The following is a 20,071-nucleotide window of genomic DNA, read 5'->3' as shown; positions in this document are numbered from 1 at the left end:
ATCGAGCAGGGCAACGAGATCATCATCACCCACGGCAACGGCCCGCAGGTCGGCATGATCCAGAACGCCTTCGCCGCCGCCCACGACGCCATCGGCACCCCCGAGATGCCGCTGCCCGAGTGCGGCGCCATGTCCCAGGGCTACATCGGCTACCACCTGCAGCAGGGCATCGGCCGCGAGATGCACAAGCGCTATAAGCGTTGGCACGCCGCCACCGTCGTCACCCAGATCGAGTGCGACCCGGACGACCCCGCGTTCAAGAACCCGACCAAGCCGATCGGCCCCTTCTACACCGAGGAGCAGGCCAAGGAGTTCATGGCCGAGGACCCCTCCAAGGTCTTCGTCGAGGATTCCGGCCGCGGCTGGCGTCGCGTCGTCGCCTCCCCCGATCCCAAGAAGATCGTCGAGGCTGACTCCATCCTCAACCTGCTCGACAACGAGTTCATCGTCATCGCCTGCGGTGGCGGCGGCATCCCCGTCGTCCGCGACTACGAGAACAAGGGCTGCTACAAGGGCGTTCCCGCCGTCATCGACAAGGACCTGGGCGGCGAGCTGCTGGCCGAGGACTGCGACGCCGACGTCCTGTTCCTGCTGACCGCCGTTGAGCATGTCGCCATCAACTTTGGCAAGCCCGACCAGGAGGAGCTCGAGGACCTCACCGCCGACGAGGCCGAGCGCCTGGCCGACGAGGGCCAGTTCGGCAAGGGTTCCATGGAGCCCAAGGTTCGCGCCGCCATCAAGTTCGCCCGTTCCCGCAAGGGCCGCACCTGCATCATCGGCGCCCTGGACAAGGCCGCCGAGACCATGGCCGGCCTCTCTGGTACCCGCATCCACGAGTAGTCTCTACTCTGTTGCCTCTCTCGTGGGCGCCAGGCAAAGCGCCCACAAACTACCTCTCTTCATGAGCCCCGCAGTCCGCTCCGACTGCGGGGCTTTTGCTATTGAGTTGTGAGCATATGGGGGAGGTAAACAAGATCAAATTTGATTAGACGCTCAGATCATGAGACGCCTGAAACCAAACGATGACTCCCAGAATCCTAATTCGGCGTTTGTCCAGCACGATATCCGGTTCCGCTGTGCGATATGAGTGGGATGAGAGCATCACGGTATTCGTGCCGGTGCTATAACGCCGTATGACGATTCTCGAATTATCGGCCAAGGCGAGGACGGAGCATCCGTTCCAGGGTTTTGGGCTGGGATCCACGAGGAGAAGGGATCCAATCGGGTAGCATTTGGACATGGCGGATGTGTCCATTTGAACAAAGAAGCACTCGCGATGTTTCTTGAATACGGATGAGGGAAGCGCGGTTGTTCCGGTTTGTTTAAGTCCCGTTCTGCCTCCTGTCATCTGGATTTTAAATACATCGCAAAGGGAATCAGTAGTAACTTCTTTGGATTCCCCCTTCCGCCCCTCGTGGTCGAGCTTTGCGGCAAGCCCTGCGGTTTCAGATGTGAGGTCGTCGAGCTGCAGGTTAAATGTCGATACTATCTTGAGCAACGTTGAGCGGCGGATTGCATAACGATCCTTTTCCCAGCGGCATACCGTTTCTTTGGAGACGCCGACGAGTGTCGCGAGCTCCTCCTGTGTTAGCTGATCGCGCTTGCGAAGCGCCTTTATGTTTTGACCCGTTCCCATTTTATGAAGTGCGGACGAGGGGAAGGCAGAGGCAGTTGGGACCGCCAAAGCCGTTTGTCAGCTCGAAGATAGAGATGGGAACAAGTTCAATACCTGCCTGCTCCAGCGCTTTGTTGGTTTTGACGTTTTCTTCGTATACGCAGACCTTGCCGGGCTCCAAACAAAGGGTGCTTGTGGCATTGTTGGACCTTTCGACCTCTGCTGCTCCGGGATTTGAGCCACCGCAAAAGATAAATTGCAACGAATTTGAGCCCAGAGCTAATCTCAGCGCTTCTTTCAGACCGCCTTCGACATGACGCGCCCGGGTTGTCCTTTCCGATCTGCCCCGTGTAATGCGGTAGACCCGTGCTTGATCGAGAAGCTCACGGTCAACGAGGAATGTCTCGTAGTCAACGCGAGCGAAATATGTGTCGAGATGGATACAGAGGTCATCGTAGGGGACCTGTATGGCCCATACGGACTCAATAGCAGAGTTCTCATCCCAGAGCAAGTTATTTGCTAGGGTGTCTATCGCCGCTGGCTCGGTTCGTTGGGAGATTCCAACGGCTACGTTTTCGCAGTTGAGGTTGTGCAGGTCGCCGCCTTCAAAGTGGTAAGTCGATTCATGCTTGAAGAACTGAGGAGCCTCGCGGAAATCTGGGTGATATGTAAAAATCGTTTTGTAGGCGATAACCTCACGGTTGCGCTCCGGCCAGTACATATGGTTGAGTGTGACGCCTTCGCCGATGACGCTCGCCGGGTCGCGTGTGAACCACATGGTGTTAAGGGGGCTTACGAGAAGGTCGTCGGGCGAGTATGCATCTCCCGTCAGTTTTGCGAGGCTGAATATCTCCTTATCCGTATCGAAGACCTGGGAATAACGGATGCCGTTGACGGCCGCTTGGGCCAGAGCGCGGGAGCCCTCGATGTGCTCGAGGTAATCGCGAATAGCGGACTCGAGCTCAATGCCGCACGCGCCGCATTCTCTAATGAAGCTATCGATAAAGGAGCGACGCGCTTGGTCTGTCGCATCAAGGGCTTCGGTAAGAAGGTTTTCAAGATAGAGAATCTCTACTCCTTCGCGCTCGAGCATCGTCGAGTAAGCATGATGCTCCTTGAGAGCCTTTTCAAGATCGAATGAGCTGCTAGACGGGCGTAGCGTAAAGACTTGATTGAACTGCCCGTCGGGGTAATTGCGCGTTTCGGAGCCGGGGCAGTGCAGGAGGGCCTTTTTTAGCTTTCCTATTTCGTTTTGAACATGTAGTGCGGACATAAGACCTCGCTTTGGCGATGAGTATTGATTGCTTCCATAGTGGCACATTACGAGATTGATTCAATTTACATCATATTTGTCACAGGAGAATGGCATGAACAAGGCTAGTAATTGATGTTAAACATCTATTTAAAGAGACAATTGACGAATTACATCAATCTGGAATCCGTTTACGGGTCGATGCGCTTCGTTGACGGGCGAAGAGACGGAAGGATGTTTTGCGCGATGACACAATGGCTTTGCCGGCAACGAAAAACCCCTGAATTAAGGAGGAGAGATGGCAGAGACAGAAAAGAAGCGCACTCTTCGAGTCCCGCACGTGTACACCATCATTCTCGTCTTGATGGCCGTATTTGCCGTTCTGACCTGGGTCGTGCCTTCGGGCTCGTTTGAGCGCCAGGAGGTTAACGGTCGCGAGGTAACAGTCTCGGGCACCTATGAGCCTGTCGATAAGGTCTATACGGACGAGGACGGCAACGAGGTCGATCTTCGCCAAGGCATCTTCGAAGTACTTGAGGCCCCTGCGATCGGCATCCAGCAAGCGGTCGAGGTCGTTGCATTCATTATGATCGTGGGAGGTTCCTTCCAGGTCATCACGGCGACCGGAGCCATCACGAGCGGCGTCGCCCGAGTGGTGAAGAAGTTCAAGAGCAAGGACGTCCTCATCATTCCGATCCTAATGGTGCTTTTTGCCTTGGGCGGCAGCACCTTTGGTATGGCAGAGGAGACGCTTCCGTTCTTTGCGATTCTTATGCCGATCATGATGGCCATGGGCCTCGACTCAATTACAGCGTTCATGACGGTGTTTGTGGGTGCCCGTATCGGATACATCGCATCTACCGTTAACCCGTTCAACGTCCTGATTTCCCAGGGTATCCTCGGCATCCAGGGCAACCCCCAGCTTTGGTTGCGTACTATCGCCCTTGTCGTGCTCACTGCAGTTGCCATCGCATGGGTTGTGATGTATGCCCTCAAGGTTAAGAAGAATCCCGAGGTATCCCCAGCTTTCCACGATGATATCGAGAAGCGCAAAGAGTTTGGCGCGGACGAGAATCTCCTCGATAGCGAGTTCACCGCTAGGCAAAAAGCCGTCATGGTTATTTTCGTGCTTGGACTTGGCGCTATCATTTGGGGTCTGGTAACCCAGGGCTGGTACATGAACGAGATCTCTGCGATTTTCTTGGCCATGGCTCTTCTTTCGGGTGTTGTTTCCGGGATGAATGAGAAGGAGATCGCTGGCGAGTTCGTTAAGGGAATTGCAGACTTCGCGTTCTCTGCCATCGTTGTTGGCCTCGCCCGCGGAATCCTCGTAATCGCCAATGACGGCCTCATCATCGATACGATTCTCAACACGCTCGCCACGGCTCTCTCTGGAGTTCCGGCAGTTATCTTTACGAGCATTCTCTATGTCGTGGATAACCTTCTGTCGATCCTCGTTCCGAGCTCCTCGGGCATCGCTGCTCTTACGATTCCCATTTTCGGCCCGCTTGTTGAGCTGATGGGCTTAAACCCCGAGGCTGCAGTTACGGGTCTTTCCATGGGCAGCGCGGCCATGTCTCTCATTTCGCCAACAAGCGCGATGCTCGTTGCCGGTCTTGGCGTCTGCAAGATTCCGCTTGGCCAGTGGTGGAAGGTTGCTTGGAAATTCTTCCTGGTCGTGAGCGTTATCTGCATGGCATTCACTGCGGTTTCGGGCCTTATCCCCCTGCCGTAAAAGCAAAACCCCACATACAAGTTGTGAGAAAGAAGGATAGAGATGAACAAAGGACTGAACGTTCATAGCGAGATTGGCGCCCTCAAGAAGGTGTGCGTCCATCGCCCCGGTATGGATCTTGTAAACATGAAGGCGGAGGATTTCGACCGCGTTTGGATTCACGATGCGTTCTATCTGGACTATGCCCAGAAAGAGCACGATCAGTTTACCGACCTTCTTCGCGGCGCTGGCGCCGAGGTCGTCTATATGGAAGAGCTGCTCGCTGAGACGTTTGACAAAGTCGAGGGCACTCGCGCAGAGTTCATGACGAAGTTCATGGGTGAGTCCGGCATCTCCAACGCGGCCCTTCGCCAGGCCGTTGTCGAGAAGCTTGATTCGATTAAGGACAACAAGGAGTTTGTCCTTGCTGCCATGGGCGGCCTCTACGTTCGCGACCTCGAGATCCCCAAGGTTGGCGGTTCTCTTGCCAGTATGGACGGCGAGGAGTTGAAGGCTGACGATATGGTGCTGTTCCCCATGCCGGCCTCGTATTTCTCCCGTGACCCTCTGGCTGTCGTGGGCAAGGGCGCTACCATGAACCGCATGTACTGGAATCAGCGCAACCGCGAGGTAATCTTCTACGAAACGGTGCTGCGCAACCATCCCGATTACGCCGGTAGCCCCATCTGGTACGACCACAACAGCGAGTGGCATATCGAGGGCGGCGATATCCTCAACATCAACGCCAAGACGCTCGCCATCGGTATTTCCGAGCGCACCCAGACTGCGGCCATCGATGAGCTCGCCAAGAATATGTTCTGGGGTTCCGATGAGGCCGAGATCGAGAACATCTATGCCATCAAGATCCCGCACGGCTACGCCTACATGCACCTCGACACCGTCTGCACGCAGGTCGATCGCGATAAGTTCACGGTCTATCCCGGCATCTACCAGACGCTTCGTGCCTACCGCCTGACCAAGGGCGATGCAGAGGGGGAGGTGCATATCGAGGAACTCGAGGGCACCCTGCAGCATATCCTCGAGCTTGCGACGGGTATGGACCATATCACCATGATTGAGTGCGGTGGCGGCGATCCGATCGAGGCCTCCCGTGAGCAGTGGAACGATGGTTCCAACACTCTTGCGGTCGCACCGGGCAAGGTCTGCGTGTATGAGCGCAACGTTGTCACCAACGATGCTCTTTACAAGGCTGGCGTCGAGCTGCTCGTCGCTCCCTCCGAGGAGCTTTCTCGCGGTCGCGGCGGCCCGCGCTGCATGACCATGCCGTTCTGGCGTGAGGAAATCTAGTCAGCGTTAGCGTATCTGGGCGGCGCGTGTGCGTCTGCGCCGCCCATCCCTCCTTGTGTGTTCCAACAATCGAAAGGACTCAAATCATGGCTCTTAATCTTTCTGGTCGAAGCGTTCTTACCCTGCTTGACTTTACGCCCGAGGAAATCGAGTACATGCTCGACCTCTCAAAGAACTTCAAGGATATGAAGCGCGCCGGTTATCCGCACCGCTTTCTCGAGGGCAAGAACATTGTCCTGCTGTTTGAGAAGACCTCCACGCGCACGCGCTGTGCCTTCGAGGTCGGCGGTATGGACCTGGGTATGGGCGTGACCTACCTCGACCCCGGCTCGTCGCAGATGGGCAAGAAAGAGTCCATCGAGGATACCGCCCGCGTGCTCGGTCGCATGTATGACGGTATTGAGTATCGCGGCTCCGACCAGTCGATCGTCGAGGAGCTTGCCGCCAAGGCTGGCGTTCCCGTCTGGAACGGTCTGACCAACGAGTACCATCCCACCCAGGCCCTTGCCGACATTCTCACCATGCGTGAGGAGTTTGGCGACACGCGCGGCATGAAGCTCACCTATATGGGCAAGGAGCAGGGCAACGTCAGCGACTCCCTGATGGTTATCTGCGCCAAGCTCGGCATTAACTTCTGCTCCTGCGGACCCAAGGGCGATGTCGAGGGCGCCACGCACTTCGATCCCGAGCTTCTTGAGCGCTGCCAGGAGATCGCCGCTCAGAATGGCTGCACGATCCAGCTCACTGAGGATATCGACGAGGGCGTCAAGGATGCAGACGTGATCTATACGGACGTTTGGGTCGGTATGGGCCAGGCTGAGGAGCTGTGGAAGAGCCGAATCGATCTTCTCTCTCCCTATCGAGTAACGCCCGAGGTCATGGCCAAGGCAAACCCCGGCGCCATCTTTATGCACTGCCTGCCGAGCTTCCACGATACGCAGACCACCATCGGCGCCGAGATTGCCGAGAAGTTCGGCGTGACCGAGATGGAGGTTTCCGACGAGGTCTTTGAGAGCGCGCAGTCTCGCGTGTTCCAGGAGGCCGAGAACCGCATGCATACCATTAAGGCCATGATGTACGCGACGCTTCGCTAGTAGCTGGGAAGTGAACGAACACTATGAGTAAACCGTACGGAAAGCCCGATCGTATTGTCGTCGCCCTCGGCGGCAACGCCCTCGGCAACAACCCCGTCGAGCAGATCGAGGCCGTGAGCAACACCGCCCACGCCCTCCTCGGCCTCATCGAGCAGGGCAACGAGATCATCATCACCCACGGCAACGGCCCGCAGGTCGGCATGATCCAGAACGCCTTCGCCGCCGCCCACGACGCCATCGGCACCCCCGAGATGCCGCTGCCCGAGTGCGGCGCCATGTCCCAGGGCTACATCGGCTACCACCTGCAGCAGGGCATCGGCCGCGAGATGCACAAGCGCTATAAGCGTTGGCACGCCGCCACCGTCGTCACCCAGATCGAGTGCGACCCCGACGATCCCGCGTTCAAGAACCCGACCAAGCCGATCGGCCCGTTCTACACCGAGGAGCAGGCCAAGGAGTTCATGGCCGAGGACCCCTCCAAGGTCTTCGTCGAGGATTCCGGCCGCGGCTGGCGTCGCGTCGTCGCCTCCCCCGATCCCAAGAAGATCGTCGAGGCTGACTCCATCCTCAACCTGCTCGACAACGAGTTCATCGTCATCGCCTGCGGTGGCGGCGGCATCCCCGTCGTCCGCGACTACGAGAACAAGGGCTGCTACAAGGGCGTTCCCGCCGTCATCGACAAGGACCTGGGCGGCGAGCTGCTGGCCGAGGACTGCGACGCCGACGTTCTGTTCCTGCTGACCGCCGTTGAGCATGTCGCCATCAACTTTGGCAAGCCCAACCAGGAGGAGCTCGAGGACCTCACCGCCGACGAGGCCGAGCGTCTTGCCGACGAGGGTCAGTTCGGCAAGGGTTCCATGGAGCCCAAGGTCCGCGCTGCCATCAAGTTCGCCCGTTCCCGCAAGGGCCGCACCTGCATTATCGGCGCCCTGGACAAGGCCGCTGAGACCATGGCTGGCCTCTCCGGCACCCGCATCCACGAGTAGTCTCTACTCTGTTGCCTCTCTCGTGGGCGCCAGGCAAAGCGCCCACAAACTACCTCTCTTCATGAGCCCCGCAGTCCGCTCCGACTGCGGGGCTTTTGCTATTCACCTAGTCATTGGGGACAAACCCGGCACTTGGGGACGGTCCTTTCCTGCCGGCAGCTTGGGACAGTCCTTAATAGTCATTGGGGACGTTCTTAAACGACTAGTCAAACAAGAACGTCCCCAACGACTACTCATTTAAGCCTGTCCCCAATGACTGCCCAATGGCTGGGAAGGCGCATCCCACACCGACGCATTGCCTTCGGGCCCTCTCCCCAGGCTCTCCATAGCTCAGCTGGACTCCCCGCAACCTGTTCCGAGTTGGCGGAACGAGCGCGACGTGGAGTGTCATTCTTTACCGCGTTAGACTAGACGCAGAGAAAGGAGGAGGACATGGATGCTCGCGTCAAGCAGCTTGTAAATATGATCGAGGACGCTCAGCCTGTCGCTGTCGCGGTACTTGCCAAGCGTCTCGAGGTAAGCGAGCGCGCCGTGAGAAACTATATCCATCGCGCAAACGACAACCTTGCAGGGGTTGCACGCATTGTTGGCAGCAAGGGGCAGTATCGTATCGATGTTGCACGTGCAGATGAGCTTGCTCGCTTGCTAGACGGTGCGGCTCTGGCTCATCCGGGCATTCCTGATACGCGCGACGGCCGTGTGTCCTTCCTTCTTAACGACCTCCTCATGCGGTCCCAGTGGGTGACGATTGAGGAGTATGCGGATTTACTCTACGTTTCGGCGCGAACTCTGTCCAATGACATGCGTCTGGTAGAGCAGAAACTCGCCCAATTTGACTTAACGCTCGAAAAGCGCCCACGCTACGGAATCCGCGTTGCGGGCGGGGAGTCGCAACGGCGCCTGTGCCTCGCCTCGCTGGTGAGGCCCGTGTTGCCCGACACCGACGATGCAAAGCTCGCCGAGCGCCTGCGGGCCATCGCCGCATGTGTGGACGATGCCCTGACGGCCTCGCCCGTCACGGTGAGCTCGCTGGCATCCCGCAATCTCATCATGCATCTTTACATCGCTCTTGGCCGCATCGAGCAGGGCTGCTATGTCCCAGCTGCAGAATCGGACGTTCAAAAACTGGAGGGAACGCGCGAATACGCCGCGGCTTTCCAGATTGCCGCAAACATCAAGGATGCCCTGGGCGTGAGCATGCCCCGAGAAGAGGTTGCCTTTATCGCAATCCATTTGCTCGGCAGGGGCACGGGCGTGCCCGAGAAGGGCTCGGCCGTTATCTCGGACGAGATGTGGGAGATCGCTTCCGAGATGGTATGTGCGGTCAACGATGAGTTTAGGTTTGACTTTAGCAGCGATCTTGAACTTCGCATGAACCTTGCTCGGCATATCGGCCCTCTGGGCTATCGCCTTGAATATCACATGCATATGGATAACCCCATGCTGCCCGATATCAAGACGAGGTTTCCGTTGGCCTATTCGATGGCAGCTGGCACCTCGCAGGTACTCGAGCGTCATTTTGGCAGCCAGCCCTCTGATGAAGAGCTCGGCTACATCGCCATGGCATTTGCCCTGGCCCTCGAGCAGCAAGCCGACCAGCCGCGTCGCAAACGCATCCTGATCGTGTGCGCCTCGGGAGCGGGAAGCGCCCGTATGCTCGAGCACCAGTACCGCAAGCAGTTTGGTATGTATATCGAGTCGATTGAGACATGCGACGTCGCCCGCGTGGGAACGCTCGACTTTTCGCACATCGACTACGTGTTCACAACGGTGCCGCTCAACGTCAAGTTGCCCGTGCCCGTCCGCGAGGCCGATTTCTTCTTGGAGACGAGCGATGTCAACGCTATCCGCAAGGTGCTGAGTGATGACGCTGCGCAATCGGACTCCCTGAGCGCTTTCTTTAGCCGTGCCCTGTTCTTCAACCGCGTTGAGGCGTCGTCGAAGCAGGCCGTTCTCCGATATCTCTCCGAGCGCGCCGTCGAGAGCGGCCGTGTCGATGCCCAGTTTGCCCAAGAGGTTGCCGAGCGCGAGAGCGCGAGTGCCACCTCGTTTGGCAATGGGGTGGCCATGCCCCATGGGATGCATCCTTTGAGCGCCGAGGCCTTTGTTACCGTGGGCCTGCTCGAACATCCCATTCTTTGGGACGAATACGGCCATGAGGTCGATATCGTCTTTATGGTGTCGTTTGCCCGGTCGGGCGGCGATGAGGCGCGGATCTTGAGCTCGCTGCTCGCTGAGATCTTTATGGACCGCCAGGGGGTCGAGCGCTTACGCGAGCGCCGGTCCTGGCATGAGCTGATGGCGCTTGTGCAAGCGCATACGGCTTAAGGCTTCTTTTGTCGAAAACCCTGCCTGCCTGCAATAAACCTCGAGGATTGCGGGTGGGAGATAGGCGTTTCGAATATTCAAGTACAAACCAAACATCACGGGAGAGGAGACCGTTATGGACGATCAGGGAACCGAGATGGTTTCGTTTCAGCTGGTCGCTGCAGCGGGAGAGGCGCGCAGCCTTGCCTTCGAAGCCCTTGAAAAGGCAAAGGCGGGGGATTTTGACGCTGCCGCCAAACTCATGAAGCAGTCAAAGGATGCGGGAATCAAAGCTCACCACATCCAAACGCAGCTGCTTTCGACCGAGGCGGCGGGCGAGCATCTGTCGGTGGATGTGTTGCTGGTCCATGCTCAGGACCACCTCATGTGCTCCATGCTTGCTCAGGAGCTCGTGCAGGAGCTGATCTGCCTGTATGAGCGCACTGCAGCCAAGAACGCCTAACGGCGTGCGGCGACTATCCAACCAATCAATGCGAAGGGAATCCCTTATGAAGATCCTTCTTGTTTGCGCAGCTGGCCTGTCTACAAGCATTCTGATGAAGAAACTCGAGAAATACGCGGAGCAAAACGGCATCGAGCTCGATATCGATGCGGTGGGTATCGGCGAGTATCAGGAGACCTGCGCCGATTATGACGTGCTGCTCTTGGGGCCGCAGGTGTCCTACCAGCTCAACACCGTCAAGCAGGGGAGCGGTAAGCCGACCGCGGTCATCCCCGCACAGGACTACGGCATGGGCAACGCCGCCAACGTGCTGGCACTCGCCCAGTCGCTGTTGGGCTAGGAGGCGACTATGGAAAAGTTCATGACCCTGCTTCAGGAAAAACTGACCCCTATTGCCAATTTCTGCGGCGCCGAGCGCCACTTTGCCTCCATGCAAAAGGGCTTTATGAGCGCGATCAGCTTCATCTTGGTCTCTGCCGTCTTTATGATCATCGCCAACCCGCCGGTCACGGCCGACCTGGTGGCGCGGGGCGGGTTCTGGTCCGTCTTTGGCCCTTGGCTCGATTTTGCCACGGCCAATAAGCTCACGCTGCTCATCCCGTTCAACATGACGATGGGCATACTGTCGGTGATCGTGACGTTCGCAATCGCCTATAACCTGGCGGGCACCTACAAGATGCCCAAGCTTAACGCCGGTATGACCTCGCTGGTGATGTTCCTGATCGCCGCGGCGCCGTCGTCCTACTACCAGCTTGCTGATGAGTCCGTGCTCCAGGCGGTCCCCTGCACCTATCTGGGTGCGCAGGGCCTGTTTACCGCCATCATCGTTGCCCTGGTCTCCGTCGAGGTCACGCGCTTCTGCCAGACCAAGGGCATCACCATCAAGATGCCCGATGGCGTGCCGCCGTTTTTGTCCGAAACCTTTGGCGCCATCGTGCCTATGCTCGCCAACATCCTCATCTTCTTTGGTGGCAACCTGCTGATCCAGATGATCGATCCCACGCTGTCCATCCCCTCGGTTATCGAGAAGCTGCTCGCTGCCCCGCTTTCCGTCGCAGTTGACTCTGTGCCCGGCGCACTGCTTATCTGCTTCATGACGCTGCTGTTTTGGTGCTTTGGCGTCCACGGCAACATGATCGTGATGCCCATCACCGCCCCGGTCACGCTTGCCGCCTTTGCTGCCAACGCCTCGCTCTACGCTGCTGGGCAGCCGCTTGAGTTCCACCCGGTATTCATGTCGATGGTCATCAACCTCATCGGCGGCACGGGCAATACGTTCTCTTTTGTGGCGCTCTGCGCGTTTAGGGCAAAGTCGCAGCAGCTCAAGGCATTTGGCAAGGCATCGATCGTGCCGAGCTTCTTCCGTATCTCCGAGCCCGCGATCTTTGGCGCACCCATCATCTTCAACCCGATCCTCATGGTTCCGTTCGTGCTGGGCGGTATGATTTCGGCCCTGCTGTATTGGGGTGCAATCTCACTGGGTCTTGTCTCTAACTTCTACATCTTGGTGAGCGGCACGTTCCCCATCTTCGTTCAGGGCTTTATCCAGTGCCTCGACCCGCGCATCTGGGTATTTACGATCGTTTTGATCGTGGTCATGGCTGTGGTCTGGTACCCGTTCTTTAAGGTGTACGACAACCTGCTCCTGGCACAGGAACAGGAGAACGCCGCGGCAGCTTCTGCCAAGGATGCTGAGTAGCATGGGTTACTTTGACAGAACGTCTGCTGCCGGTATGCCCGAGGGCTTTTTGTGGGGCGGCGCGCTCGCTGCCAACCAGGCCGAAGGGGGTTGGAACGAGGGCGGCCGCGGTATGTCGCACTCCGACCTGATTCCACAGGGTCCCGACCGCTGGGATGTGATGTTTGGCAGGCAAAAGCCCGTGGATGATCCGGACAGGCTGTATCCATGCCGTTGGGGCAACGACTTCTTCCATCATTGGCGCGAGGACGTCGAGCTCTTTGCCGAGATGGGCTTTAAGTGCCTGCGTCTTTCAATTTGTTGGAGCCGTATTTTTCCCACAGGGATGGAGGCCGAGCCCAACGGTGAGGGCTTGGAGTTTTACCGTCAGGTATTCGAGGCGCTGCGCGAGCACGGAATCGAGCCGCTCGTGACGCTGTCGCACTACGACTATCCGTTGGCTCTGGTCGAGCGTTATGGTGGATGGCAAAGCCGAGAGATGATCGAGCGGTATGCGCACTACGTCGAGACCGTCGGACGTGCGTACCAGGGCCTCGTGCGTTATTGGCTCACCTTCAACGAGATCAACAGCGTGGCGCTGTCCTATCTCAACGCGGGCGTCACGCTCGAGGATGAGCGTGACCGTGCAGCCGTGACCGCGGCGTTCTCGCACCATATGTTTATGGCGAGCGCTCGCGCTGTCGAGATCCTGCACAAGATCGATCCCGCAAACAAGGTGGGTTGCATGATCGCTGCCGGTGCGACCTATCCGTACCGTTGTGCGCCCGAGGACGTATGGCTTGCGTATGAGGAGGACCGCGGCCGCTACTTCTACACTGACGTGATGGCTGCGGGCGCCTATCCTACTTGGAAGCTGCGTGCGCTCGAGAAAGAGGGTGTTCACGTGCCCTTTGAGCCGGGCGATACGGAGTATCTGGCAGAGCATACGGTCGACTTCATCTCGTTCTCGTACTATTGTTCGCGCTTGGTGTGCGCCGATGATCAGGTGATCGCCGAGAAGGCGGAGGGCAACGTGTTCCCGACGCTGCGCAATCCGTACCTCAAGGATAAAGAGACTGCCTGGAAGTGGCAGATCGATGCGCTGGGTTTGCGCGTGACGCTTGCCGGCTACCACGATCGTTACCATCTTCCGCTCTTTATCGCCGAGAACGGTGTGGGCGGACTCGATGCGCTGGAAGACGGCAAAGTCCACGATGCGTATCATATTGATTACCTGCGCAGGCATATTCTTGCGCTGCGCGATGCAATTGTCGAGGACGGTGTTGACCTGATGGGATACACGCCGTGGGGCTGTATCGATTTGGTGTCGGCCTCGACGGGGCAGATGAAGAAGCGCTATGGCTTTGTTTATGTCGATGCCGATGATACGGGCAAAGGCACGTTCGATCGCTACCGAAAGGACAGCTTCTGCTGGTACCAAAAGGTCATTGCATCAAATGGCGAGGACTTGAGTTAACTCTTGCAGGTCTGTTGCCCCCGCGGTCCGCTTCGGCCGCGGGGCTTTTGCTATTGAGGCGGCTGTTCATGAGGAGCATTGCAGACTGCGGAAACCCGGCACTTGGGGACGTTCCTTTCCTGCCGGCAGCTTGGGACAGTCCTAAAAGGCCGCATCGATCAACTGCGGAAAGCACATCCCAGAATGAGCGTCCAACATGGGGTGCGGTTTCCCTTGAGGCCCTCAATCGGAAAATGCATCCCAGATTTTTGTCGAAAAGCGGTCCCTAGTTTCCCAAACGGGCCGCTAACGGAAAGCGCATCCCGCTATTGGGCCCCAAAGCAGGATGCGCTTTCCGTGCCGGCAGTTCCAAGCAGTTCGGGATGGCCCTTTTTGTCTGCTCTCGGCCGGCGTCCGTAAGACTGTCCCCAACGACCACTCATTTAAGTCTGTCCCCAATGAGTGCCCAATGACTAGTAGTAGGCCCACATGGCTTCGACTTCGTTGAGGACTTCTACGACGCCCCAGCGACGGGCGCTGCGGCTGGCCGAGTTGGGGTCGTAGACGCCAATCTGATTGGCATTGTCGATGCCGTAGAGCACGATGTAGTGGCCTACGTTGGTAAACGTACCGGGGCGCACTGCGGCGATAACGGGCGCACCCGAGTGAAGTGCTTGGGTAATCGATTCACGATCGTTATAGAGCTGTGTTCCGTTGAGTCCCAGCTGCCACGCACCGCCTGTCATAAACGACCACTCGGTGGCACCAGTGGGGGCGTAGTTGCCGGCTTCGGCCAGCGCGCATATATCGACCGGCGTCTTATCGGTGTGGCCGGTCTTAAAGATATAGACCATGGTGAGGCAAGTGGGACCGCAAGCGTTTTCGCGGATAGTGCCACCGGCATAGGACAGCTCCGACCATGCGGGGTCAATTTGGTAGATGTGGGGCATGGTACCGGCCTGCCATTGCGAGCGTGGGGTCGAGAACGCAAAGGAGTAACCGGGCGCGACGGGAGCTTTAAGCAGCTTGTCCTCGGCAGTGGGCTCAAGACCGGCTGATCCGTGGGAGATACAGGATCCCAAAAACACAAAGACGAGGCAGGCGGCAATGGAGCAAAGCGCAAGGCGTAGGCGGCGGGCCGGAAGCACGTGGCTTGTGGTATGCGACGCGGGGTGAGGGGCGGAATTGCCGCGATCGCGTTGAGGTCGCGAAAAGGAGCGTTTAACGTAGTAGTCGGTCTTACGGCGATCGTAGCGGCGCGGCTGCGATATGTCGGTCTGGCGTTGGCGTGTGCTCGTACTCACGCGGTCTGACTGCTGCACGGTACGGCTTTGTTGCCGAGAAGAAGCCCCGGGCTGCTCTTGGGGGCGCTGCTGGTTGCCGTTGTCGGAGGTGCTTCTGGGCGTTGGCGTGGTGCGGCCGGCAAGGCGCACGCTTTGTGGCCGTTGGTCGCCGTCATTGTATCCGTATACCATTCGAATCACCTTGCCTCGTGTGTAACTTGTCTATCCTACATAAAAAGATGCACGACACATGGGTATGTGCGCCAAAAGCCTGACAAATGGTATGAACGTTGCCGCGCCGCGCGCCAAGCGTCCCGGCAACAGGTATCCAAAAGCAGACAAGATGAAAGCGTCCAGGACGAATGACGTCTCCCGCCGTTCGTCCCAAAAACGGCGCCGCTCGTTTTGCAGTTCTGCCTTCGGTCGAGCCATAAGCGGCAGCGTGGCGCCGAGGCCGTATCTTAAAGCCACGAAATAAAAGCGCGCGGTCGAACAGGCCGCGCAAGGGGTGACGCCAGGGGGCGTCAAAAAGGAAAGGAGGGGAACAATGGCGGACAAGAACGCAGAAGTTGCAGTCGAGGATAACGGCGGTATGAAGAAAACGCTTTCGCTCTGGAACTTCTTCACCATCGGTTTCGGTGCCATCATCGGTACCGGTTGGGTTCTGCAGGTCGGCGACTGGATGGTCGTGGGCGGCGGTCCCGTTCCCGCTATGATTGCATTTCTCTTGGGTGCAATCTTCCTCGTGCCTGTCGGAGCTGTTTTCGGTGAGCTCACGGCTGCTATCCCCATTTCGGGCGGCATCGTCGAGTATGTCGATCGTAGCTTTGGCCGTACGATGAGCTACATCACCGGCTGGCTCCTGGCCCTGGGCAACGGCATCCTGTGCCCGTGGGAGGCCATCGCCATCTCGACCCTCGTGTCCGAGATGTTCGGCAGCCTGCCAGGCCTTGAGTGGCTGCGCGCCGTCAAGCTCTACACCATCCTGGGCGCCGACGTTTACCTGTTCCCGACGCTGATCGCGCTCGGCTTTGCAACCTACGTCATCTTCCTCAACTTCCGCGGTGCCAGCTCGGCCGCCAAGCTGCAGGCCTTCCTGACCAAGGCCCTGCTCTGCGGCATGCTGCTCGCCATGGGCGTCTCGCTGTTCACCGGTTCGCCGGACAACGCCATGCCCGTGTTCTCCCAGGTCACCGGTGCTGGCGGCGGCAAGCCCGCTACCGAGGGCACCAGCCTGTTCGCCGGTATCGTTTCGGTCCTGGTTCTGACCCCGTTCTTCTACGCCGGCTTCGACACCATTCCTCAGCAGGCTGAGGAAGCAGCCGAGGGCCTCAACTGGAACAAGTTCGGTAAGATCATCTCCCTGGCCCTGCTGGCCGCCGGCGGCTTCTACATGGTCTGCATCTACTCGTTCGGCACCATCCTCGACTGGCATGAGTTTGTTAAGAGCCCGGTTCCCGCGCTTGCCTGCCTCAAGGGCATCAACATGCTCCTGTACCTGGCCATGCTCGTCATCGCCACGCTTGGACCCATGGGCCCGATGAACTCCTTCTACGGCGCCACGAGCCGCATCATGCTCGCCATGGGCCGCAAGGGCCAGCTGCCCGAGAAGTTCGCCGAGGTCGATCCCAAGTCCGGCGCTCCCAAGCTCGCCTGCGTCGTTCTGGGCGTCATCACCGTCGTCGGTCCGTTCCTGGGCAAGAACATGCTCATCCCTCTGACCAACGTGTCGGCTCTCGCCTTCATCTTCTCCTGCGGCATGGTCGCCCTCGCTTGCCTGCGCATGCGCTTCACCGAGCCCGACCTGCCTCGTCCCTACGAGGTGCCCGGCGGCAAGTTTGGCATCAGCCTCGCTATCGTTGCCTGCGGCACCATCATTGGCCTGCTCGTGATCCCGTTCTCTCCCGCCTCCCTCAACATGGTGGAGTGGAGCATCGTGATCGGCTGGCTGGCTGTTGGCCTGGCCCTCATGGCCTTCACCAATTCCCGCAAAAATAACGCCTAGCCGGGACGGATCGGGTGTGCGGGGCTCTCTCTCCCGCGCACCGAACCCGGCACCACTTGGGTAGTTTTGTGAGGCCTTAACCCAACGCGGCCTCGCCCACTATATGGATCCATAAGGAGGAACCATGTCCACTAAGTATGCAATCGTTGGCGGCAAGCTCATCGACGGTACCGGTGCCGAGCCGGTCGAGAACTCCCTCGTTCTCGTCGACGACAATGGCAAGATCGAGTACGCCGGTGTCATGCAGGACCTTCCCGAGGGCGTTGAGGTTATCGACGCCGCCGGCAAGACCGTCCTTCCCGGCCTGATCGACACCCACCTGCACTTCTCGGGCAACCTGACCGACGATGACACCGACTGGGTCATGCAGCCGCTCCTCGAGAAGCAGGCCGTCGCCGTCAAGCAGGCCTACGACTGCCTCACCCACGGTCTCACCACCGTCTGCGAGATCGGCCGCTTTGGTATCCAGATCCGTGACTGCATCGACAAGGGCGTCTTCAAGGGCCCGCGCGTTCTGGCAACCGGCCTTGGCTTCTGCCGCGTTGCCGGCCACGGCGACTCCCACCACTGCAGCCAGGAGCTCAACAAGGAATCGCACCCCTGGGGCGATCAGGTCGACGGTCCTTGGGATCTGCGTAAGGCCGTCCGCCGTCGCCTGCGCGAGAACCCCGATGCCATCAAGATCTGGGCTACCGGTGGCGGCATCTGGCGCTGGGACTCCGGCCGCGACCAGCACTACTGCTCCGAGGAGATTCAGGCCGTGGTCGAAGAGGCCAAGATGGTCGGCATCCCCGTGTGGAGCCACTGCTACAACAACCACGCCGCTGCCTACGATTCCGTCCGCTTTGGCTGCGAGCAGCTGATCCACGGCTTCGATATCGATGAGCGCACCATGGACCTCATGGCCGAGCAGGGCACCTTCTTCACCCCGACGATCGCCTTCCTGCCCACTTGGTACGCCACCTATCCGCCCGTCTACGTCCCCGAGCTGCACGACAAGTACGAGGGCACCCTGGTCGAGAAGGAGCTGCAGCGCAACTACGACTGCCTGCGCGAGGCCAAGAAGCGCGGCGTCGTCATGACGATCGGCTCCGACTCCTTCTCCTTCGTCACCCCGTACGGCACCTGCTCCATCGAGGAGATGTACGAGTTCGTCGACAAGATCGGCTTCACCCCGGTCGAGACCATCACCTGTGCCACCCTCAACGGTGCCAAGATGTGCCACATCGAGGACGAGACCGGTTCCATCGAGGCCGGCAAGTGCGCCGACCTGCTGGTCGTCAATGGTGACGTCGCCGCCGACATCCACGTGCTCAACACCGACAACATGGACGTCATCATGAAGGACGGCTGGATTGTCGAAGCCGGCAGCTTCGGCGAGGCAAACAAGTACAGCGCCTAAGCTACCGTTCATCGATGGCTGGATGTAAAACACAGTTTTTGATTGCATAATGCAATGGAGAGGGTCGCTTGCGGCCCTCTTTATTGCTATGGGCGCGGTAGATAAAAGGGGATGACGGTGGACTTAAACAGGCTGATTCTAGGCAAGAGCTACAACTCGACCAAGGTCTTTCGTACGGCCCAGCATGTGGTTCAGGCCATCTTGCTCGGTTTTGTCGTTCCGGCGCTTATCCTGTTGCTTATCTGGGATTTGACCGATAATCCCAACCCCGTCCCGGGCGTTGTCGTCATTGCCGGCTTGGTCATGCTGTGCTTCTTCTTTTCATATGTCTTTGTGGTCCCCGACGACCTCACGTCGAGCGCAACCGACCGTACGCTCGCCATCGCATCAAAAATATTCGCCTACACGTCGCGCGGCCTTACGCCCGAAGCGGCCCTGGGCGCCTCTAAGATCATCCTGTCCGAGACCATCGCCTCTGCCATCTGCTTTACCGACGGCAAACAGGTGTTGGCAAGCTGGGGCGAGGACTCGGCAAAGTGCCCTGCCGGCACCCCGGTGGTGCTGCGGACTACGCTCAACGTGATCAACAGCGGTGAGCAAAGCGTGTTTTCGCGCGATGCCTCGACCGAGGCGGGTGGCTACTTCCCGCGCCTGCGCGCTGGTATTGTCGCACCGCTCACCGTGCGTGGGCATTGCGTGGGCACGCTCGAGCTGTATTATCCCCGTCTGAGCAGCATCGATATGCGCCAGACGGCGCTTGCCTCGGGCTTTGCCGACCTCATTTCCACGCAGCTCGCGAGCTTTGAGCTCGAGCGCCAGGACGAGCTTACGGCCCGTGTGGAGCTGCGCGCCTTGCAATCGCAGGTCGATCCTCATTTTCTGTTTAACACCATCAGCACCATCGTGTCGCTCGTGCGTACCGAGCCGGACAAGGCCAGGTCGCTGCTCATCGACTTTTCCAATTACTACCGTCAGACACTGTCCGATTCCGATACCCTCACAACGCTCGAGCACGAGGTGGAACAGGGCACTCGCTATATCAATCTTATGCAGGCTCGTTATGGCGACGGCCGTCTGCGCGTCTCGGTCGATATCGACTTTGAGGTGCGCGATTGCATGGTGCCACCGTTTATCTTGCAGCCGTTGCTCGAAAACTGCATCAAGCATGCGCAGCGCGAGACCGAGCCGCTTTCTATTCATGTTAGGGCTTTCGAGACCGATGACGGCTTGGAGATCAGCGTCGAAGATGACGGCATCGGTATGAGCGAAGAAGTCTGCGCGCATCTGTTTGAGCAGCATCGCCGAGAGGAGCCCGAGAGCATTACCGCCGACGGCTCCGTCAAGCGAGGTTGCGGCTTGGCGCTCTTCAACGTGCTTCAGCGCATCCATTTCTTTTACGGAGAAGATTCCGGCATGCGCGTGAAGTCCCAGGAGGGCGTGGGAACGCAGGTCATCGTTGAGTTGAACGGCGAACCGCATGAGCCGGCGCCGCTGACGGCGTAGCGCGC

Annotated in this window: 16 protein-coding genes; 13 read left to right on the top strand and 3 right to left on the bottom strand. The window is 58.7% G+C overall.

Annotation, left to right across the window (positions count from 1 at the left end; translation table 11 throughout):
• On the top strand, positions 1–840 hold an 840-nt coding region (arcC, locus tag DXD49_RS01795), incomplete at its 5' end, for a carbamate kinase (protein ID WP_147347819.1).
• A gap of 145 nt (positions 841–985) precedes the next feature.
• On the opposite strand, the gene DXD49_RS10035 is transcribed toward arcC (DXD49_RS01795), so the two are convergent.
• Together DXD49_RS10035 and DXD49_RS01785 are read right to left on the bottom strand one after the other, a co-directional pair.
• Positions 986–1,636 (bottom strand): LexA family transcriptional regulator, encoded by a 651-nt coding sequence (locus tag DXD49_RS10035; protein ID WP_117794043.1) that lies wholly within the window; start codon positions 1,634–1,636, stop codon positions 986–988.
• 1 nt (position 1,637) lies between these two features.
• Entirely contained in the window at positions 1,638–2,888 is a 1,251-nt protein-coding gene (locus DXD49_RS01785) for an arginine deiminase family protein (RefSeq protein ID WP_158564839.1), read from the bottom strand.
• 277 nt (positions 2,889–3,165) lie between these two features.
• Here DXD49_RS01785 and DXD49_RS01780 point away from each other — a divergent pair, with 277 nt between their 5' ends.
• The 9 genes from DXD49_RS01780 (at position 3,166) to DXD49_RS01740 (ending at position 13,894) form a co-directional block, all read left to right on the top strand.
• Positions 3,166–4,602 carry a YfcC family protein gene (locus DXD49_RS01780; protein WP_199568915.1) on the top strand — a complete coding sequence of 479 codons (1,437 nt, stop codon included), beginning with the start codon at positions 3,166–3,168 and terminating at the stop codon, positions 4,600–4,602.
• 42 nt (positions 4,603–4,644) lie between these two features.
• A complete protein-coding gene (locus DXD49_RS01775; protein WP_117794041.1) occupies positions 4,645–5,889 on the top strand; it encodes an arginine deiminase family protein in 1,245 nt (414 codons plus the stop codon).
• Positions 5,890–5,975: 86 nt separating this feature from the next.
• Entirely contained in the window at positions 5,976–6,983 is a 1,008-nt protein-coding gene (argF, locus tag DXD49_RS01770; RefSeq protein WP_117794040.1) for an ornithine carbamoyltransferase, read from the top strand.
• Between the two features lie 23 nt (positions 6,984–7,006).
• Complete coding sequence (gene arcC / locus DXD49_RS01765) at positions 7,007–7,969, top strand: carbamate kinase (RefSeq protein ID WP_117794039.1); 963 nt, start codon at positions 7,007–7,009, stop codon at positions 7,967–7,969.
• Positions 7,970–8,401: 432 nt separating this feature from the next.
• Positions 8,402–10,297, top strand: coding sequence for a BglG family transcription antiterminator (locus tag DXD49_RS01760; RefSeq protein ID WP_117794038.1), 1,896 nt, complete (start codon positions 8,402–8,404; stop codon positions 10,295–10,297).
• A 115-nt stretch (positions 10,298–10,412) separates the two neighbouring features.
• Complete coding sequence (locus DXD49_RS01755) at positions 10,413–10,739, top strand: PTS lactose/cellobiose transporter subunit IIA (protein ID WP_117565034.1); 327 nt, start codon at positions 10,413–10,415, stop codon at positions 10,737–10,739.
• Between the two features lie 46 nt (positions 10,740–10,785).
• Positions 10,786–11,079, top strand: coding sequence for a PTS sugar transporter subunit IIB (locus DXD49_RS01750; RefSeq protein ID WP_117565033.1), 294 nt, complete (start codon positions 10,786–10,788; stop codon positions 11,077–11,079).
• A gap of 9 nt (positions 11,080–11,088) precedes the next feature.
• Positions 11,089–12,438 carry a PTS sugar transporter subunit IIC gene (locus DXD49_RS01745; RefSeq protein WP_117735417.1) on the top strand — a complete coding sequence of 450 codons (1,350 nt, stop codon included), beginning with the start codon at positions 11,089–11,091 and terminating at the stop codon, positions 12,436–12,438.
• Position 12,439: 1 nt separating this feature from the next.
• Positions 12,440–13,894: a family 1 glycosylhydrolase gene (locus DXD49_RS01740; protein ID WP_255413336.1), complete on the top strand. Its 1,455-nt coding sequence runs from the start codon at positions 12,440–12,442 to the stop codon at positions 13,892–13,894.
• A gap of 452 nt (positions 13,895–14,346) precedes the next feature.
• Here DXD49_RS01740 and DXD49_RS09860 read toward each other — a convergent pair whose 3' ends face one another.
• On the bottom strand, positions 14,347–15,348 hold the full coding sequence (locus tag DXD49_RS09860) for a C39 family peptidase (protein WP_233541718.1): 1,002 nt from the start codon (positions 15,346–15,348) through the stop codon (positions 14,347–14,349).
• Positions 15,349–15,703: 355 nt separating this feature from the next.
• Here DXD49_RS09860 and DXD49_RS01730 point away from each other — a divergent pair, with 355 nt between their 5' ends.
• The 3 genes from DXD49_RS01730 to DXD49_RS01720 all read left to right on the top strand — a co-directional run bounded on the left by DXD49_RS01730 (position 15,704) and on the right by DXD49_RS01720 (position 20,066).
• The gene (locus DXD49_RS01730) at positions 15,704–17,161 is read left to right on the top strand and encodes an APC family permease (RefSeq protein WP_117794037.1); all 1,458 of its coding nucleotides are present in this window, start codon (positions 15,704–15,706) and stop codon (positions 17,159–17,161) included.
• Between the two features lie 124 nt (positions 17,162–17,285).
• Entirely contained in the window at positions 17,286–18,563 is a 1,278-nt protein-coding gene (locus tag DXD49_RS01725) for an amidohydrolase family protein (protein ID WP_117743931.1), read from the top strand.
• Positions 18,564–18,680: 117 nt separating this feature from the next.
• Positions 18,681–20,066 (top strand): sensor histidine kinase, encoded by a 1,386-nt coding sequence (locus DXD49_RS01720; RefSeq protein ID WP_233541717.1) that lies wholly within the window; start codon positions 18,681–18,683, stop codon positions 20,064–20,066.
• Positions 20,067–20,071 lie beyond the last annotated feature (5 nt).

The organism is Collinsella sp. TM05-38 (assembly GCF_003466445.1).
Classification (GTDB): domain Bacteria; phylum Actinomycetota; class Coriobacteriia; order Coriobacteriales; family Coriobacteriaceae; genus Collinsella.
This window is presented reverse-complemented; position numbering and strand designations above follow the sequence as displayed.

Coding starts and splice junctions, on each gene's coding strand:
- DXD49_RS10035 (WP_117794043.1), bottom strand. CDS start 1,636: ATGGGAACGGGTCAAAACATAAAGGCGCTTCGCAAGCGCGATCAGCTA.
- DXD49_RS01785 (WP_158564839.1), bottom strand. CDS start 2,888: ATGTCCGCACTACATGTTCAAAACGAAATAGGAAAGCTAAAAAAGGCC.
- DXD49_RS01780 (WP_199568915.1), top strand. CDS start 3,166: ATGGCAGAGACAGAAAAGAAGCGCACTCTTCGAGTCCCGCACGTGTAC.
- DXD49_RS01775 (WP_117794041.1), top strand. CDS start 4,645: ATGAACAAAGGACTGAACGTTCATAGCGAGATTGGCGCCCTCAAGAAG.
- argF (WP_117794040.1), top strand. CDS start 5,976: ATGGCTCTTAATCTTTCTGGTCGAAGCGTTCTTACCCTGCTTGACTTT.
- arcC (WP_117794039.1), top strand. CDS start 7,007: ATGAGTAAACCGTACGGAAAGCCCGATCGTATTGTCGTCGCCCTCGGC.
- DXD49_RS01760 (WP_117794038.1), top strand. CDS start 8,402: ATGGATGCTCGCGTCAAGCAGCTTGTAAATATGATCGAGGACGCTCAG.
- DXD49_RS01755 (WP_117565034.1), top strand. CDS start 10,413: ATGGACGATCAGGGAACCGAGATGGTTTCGTTTCAGCTGGTCGCTGCA.
- DXD49_RS01750 (WP_117565033.1), top strand. CDS start 10,786: ATGAAGATCCTTCTTGTTTGCGCAGCTGGCCTGTCTACAAGCATTCTG.
- DXD49_RS01745 (WP_117735417.1), top strand. CDS start 11,089: ATGGAAAAGTTCATGACCCTGCTTCAGGAAAAACTGACCCCTATTGCC.
- DXD49_RS01740 (WP_255413336.1), top strand. CDS start 12,440: ATGGGTTACTTTGACAGAACGTCTGCTGCCGGTATGCCCGAGGGCTTT.
- DXD49_RS09860 (WP_233541718.1), bottom strand. CDS start 15,348: ATGGTATACGGATACAATGACGGCGACCAACGGCCACAAAGCGTGCGC.
- DXD49_RS01730 (WP_117794037.1), top strand. CDS start 15,704: ATGGCGGACAAGAACGCAGAAGTTGCAGTCGAGGATAACGGCGGTATG.
- DXD49_RS01725 (WP_117743931.1), top strand. CDS start 17,286: ATGTCCACTAAGTATGCAATCGTTGGCGGCAAGCTCATCGACGGTACC.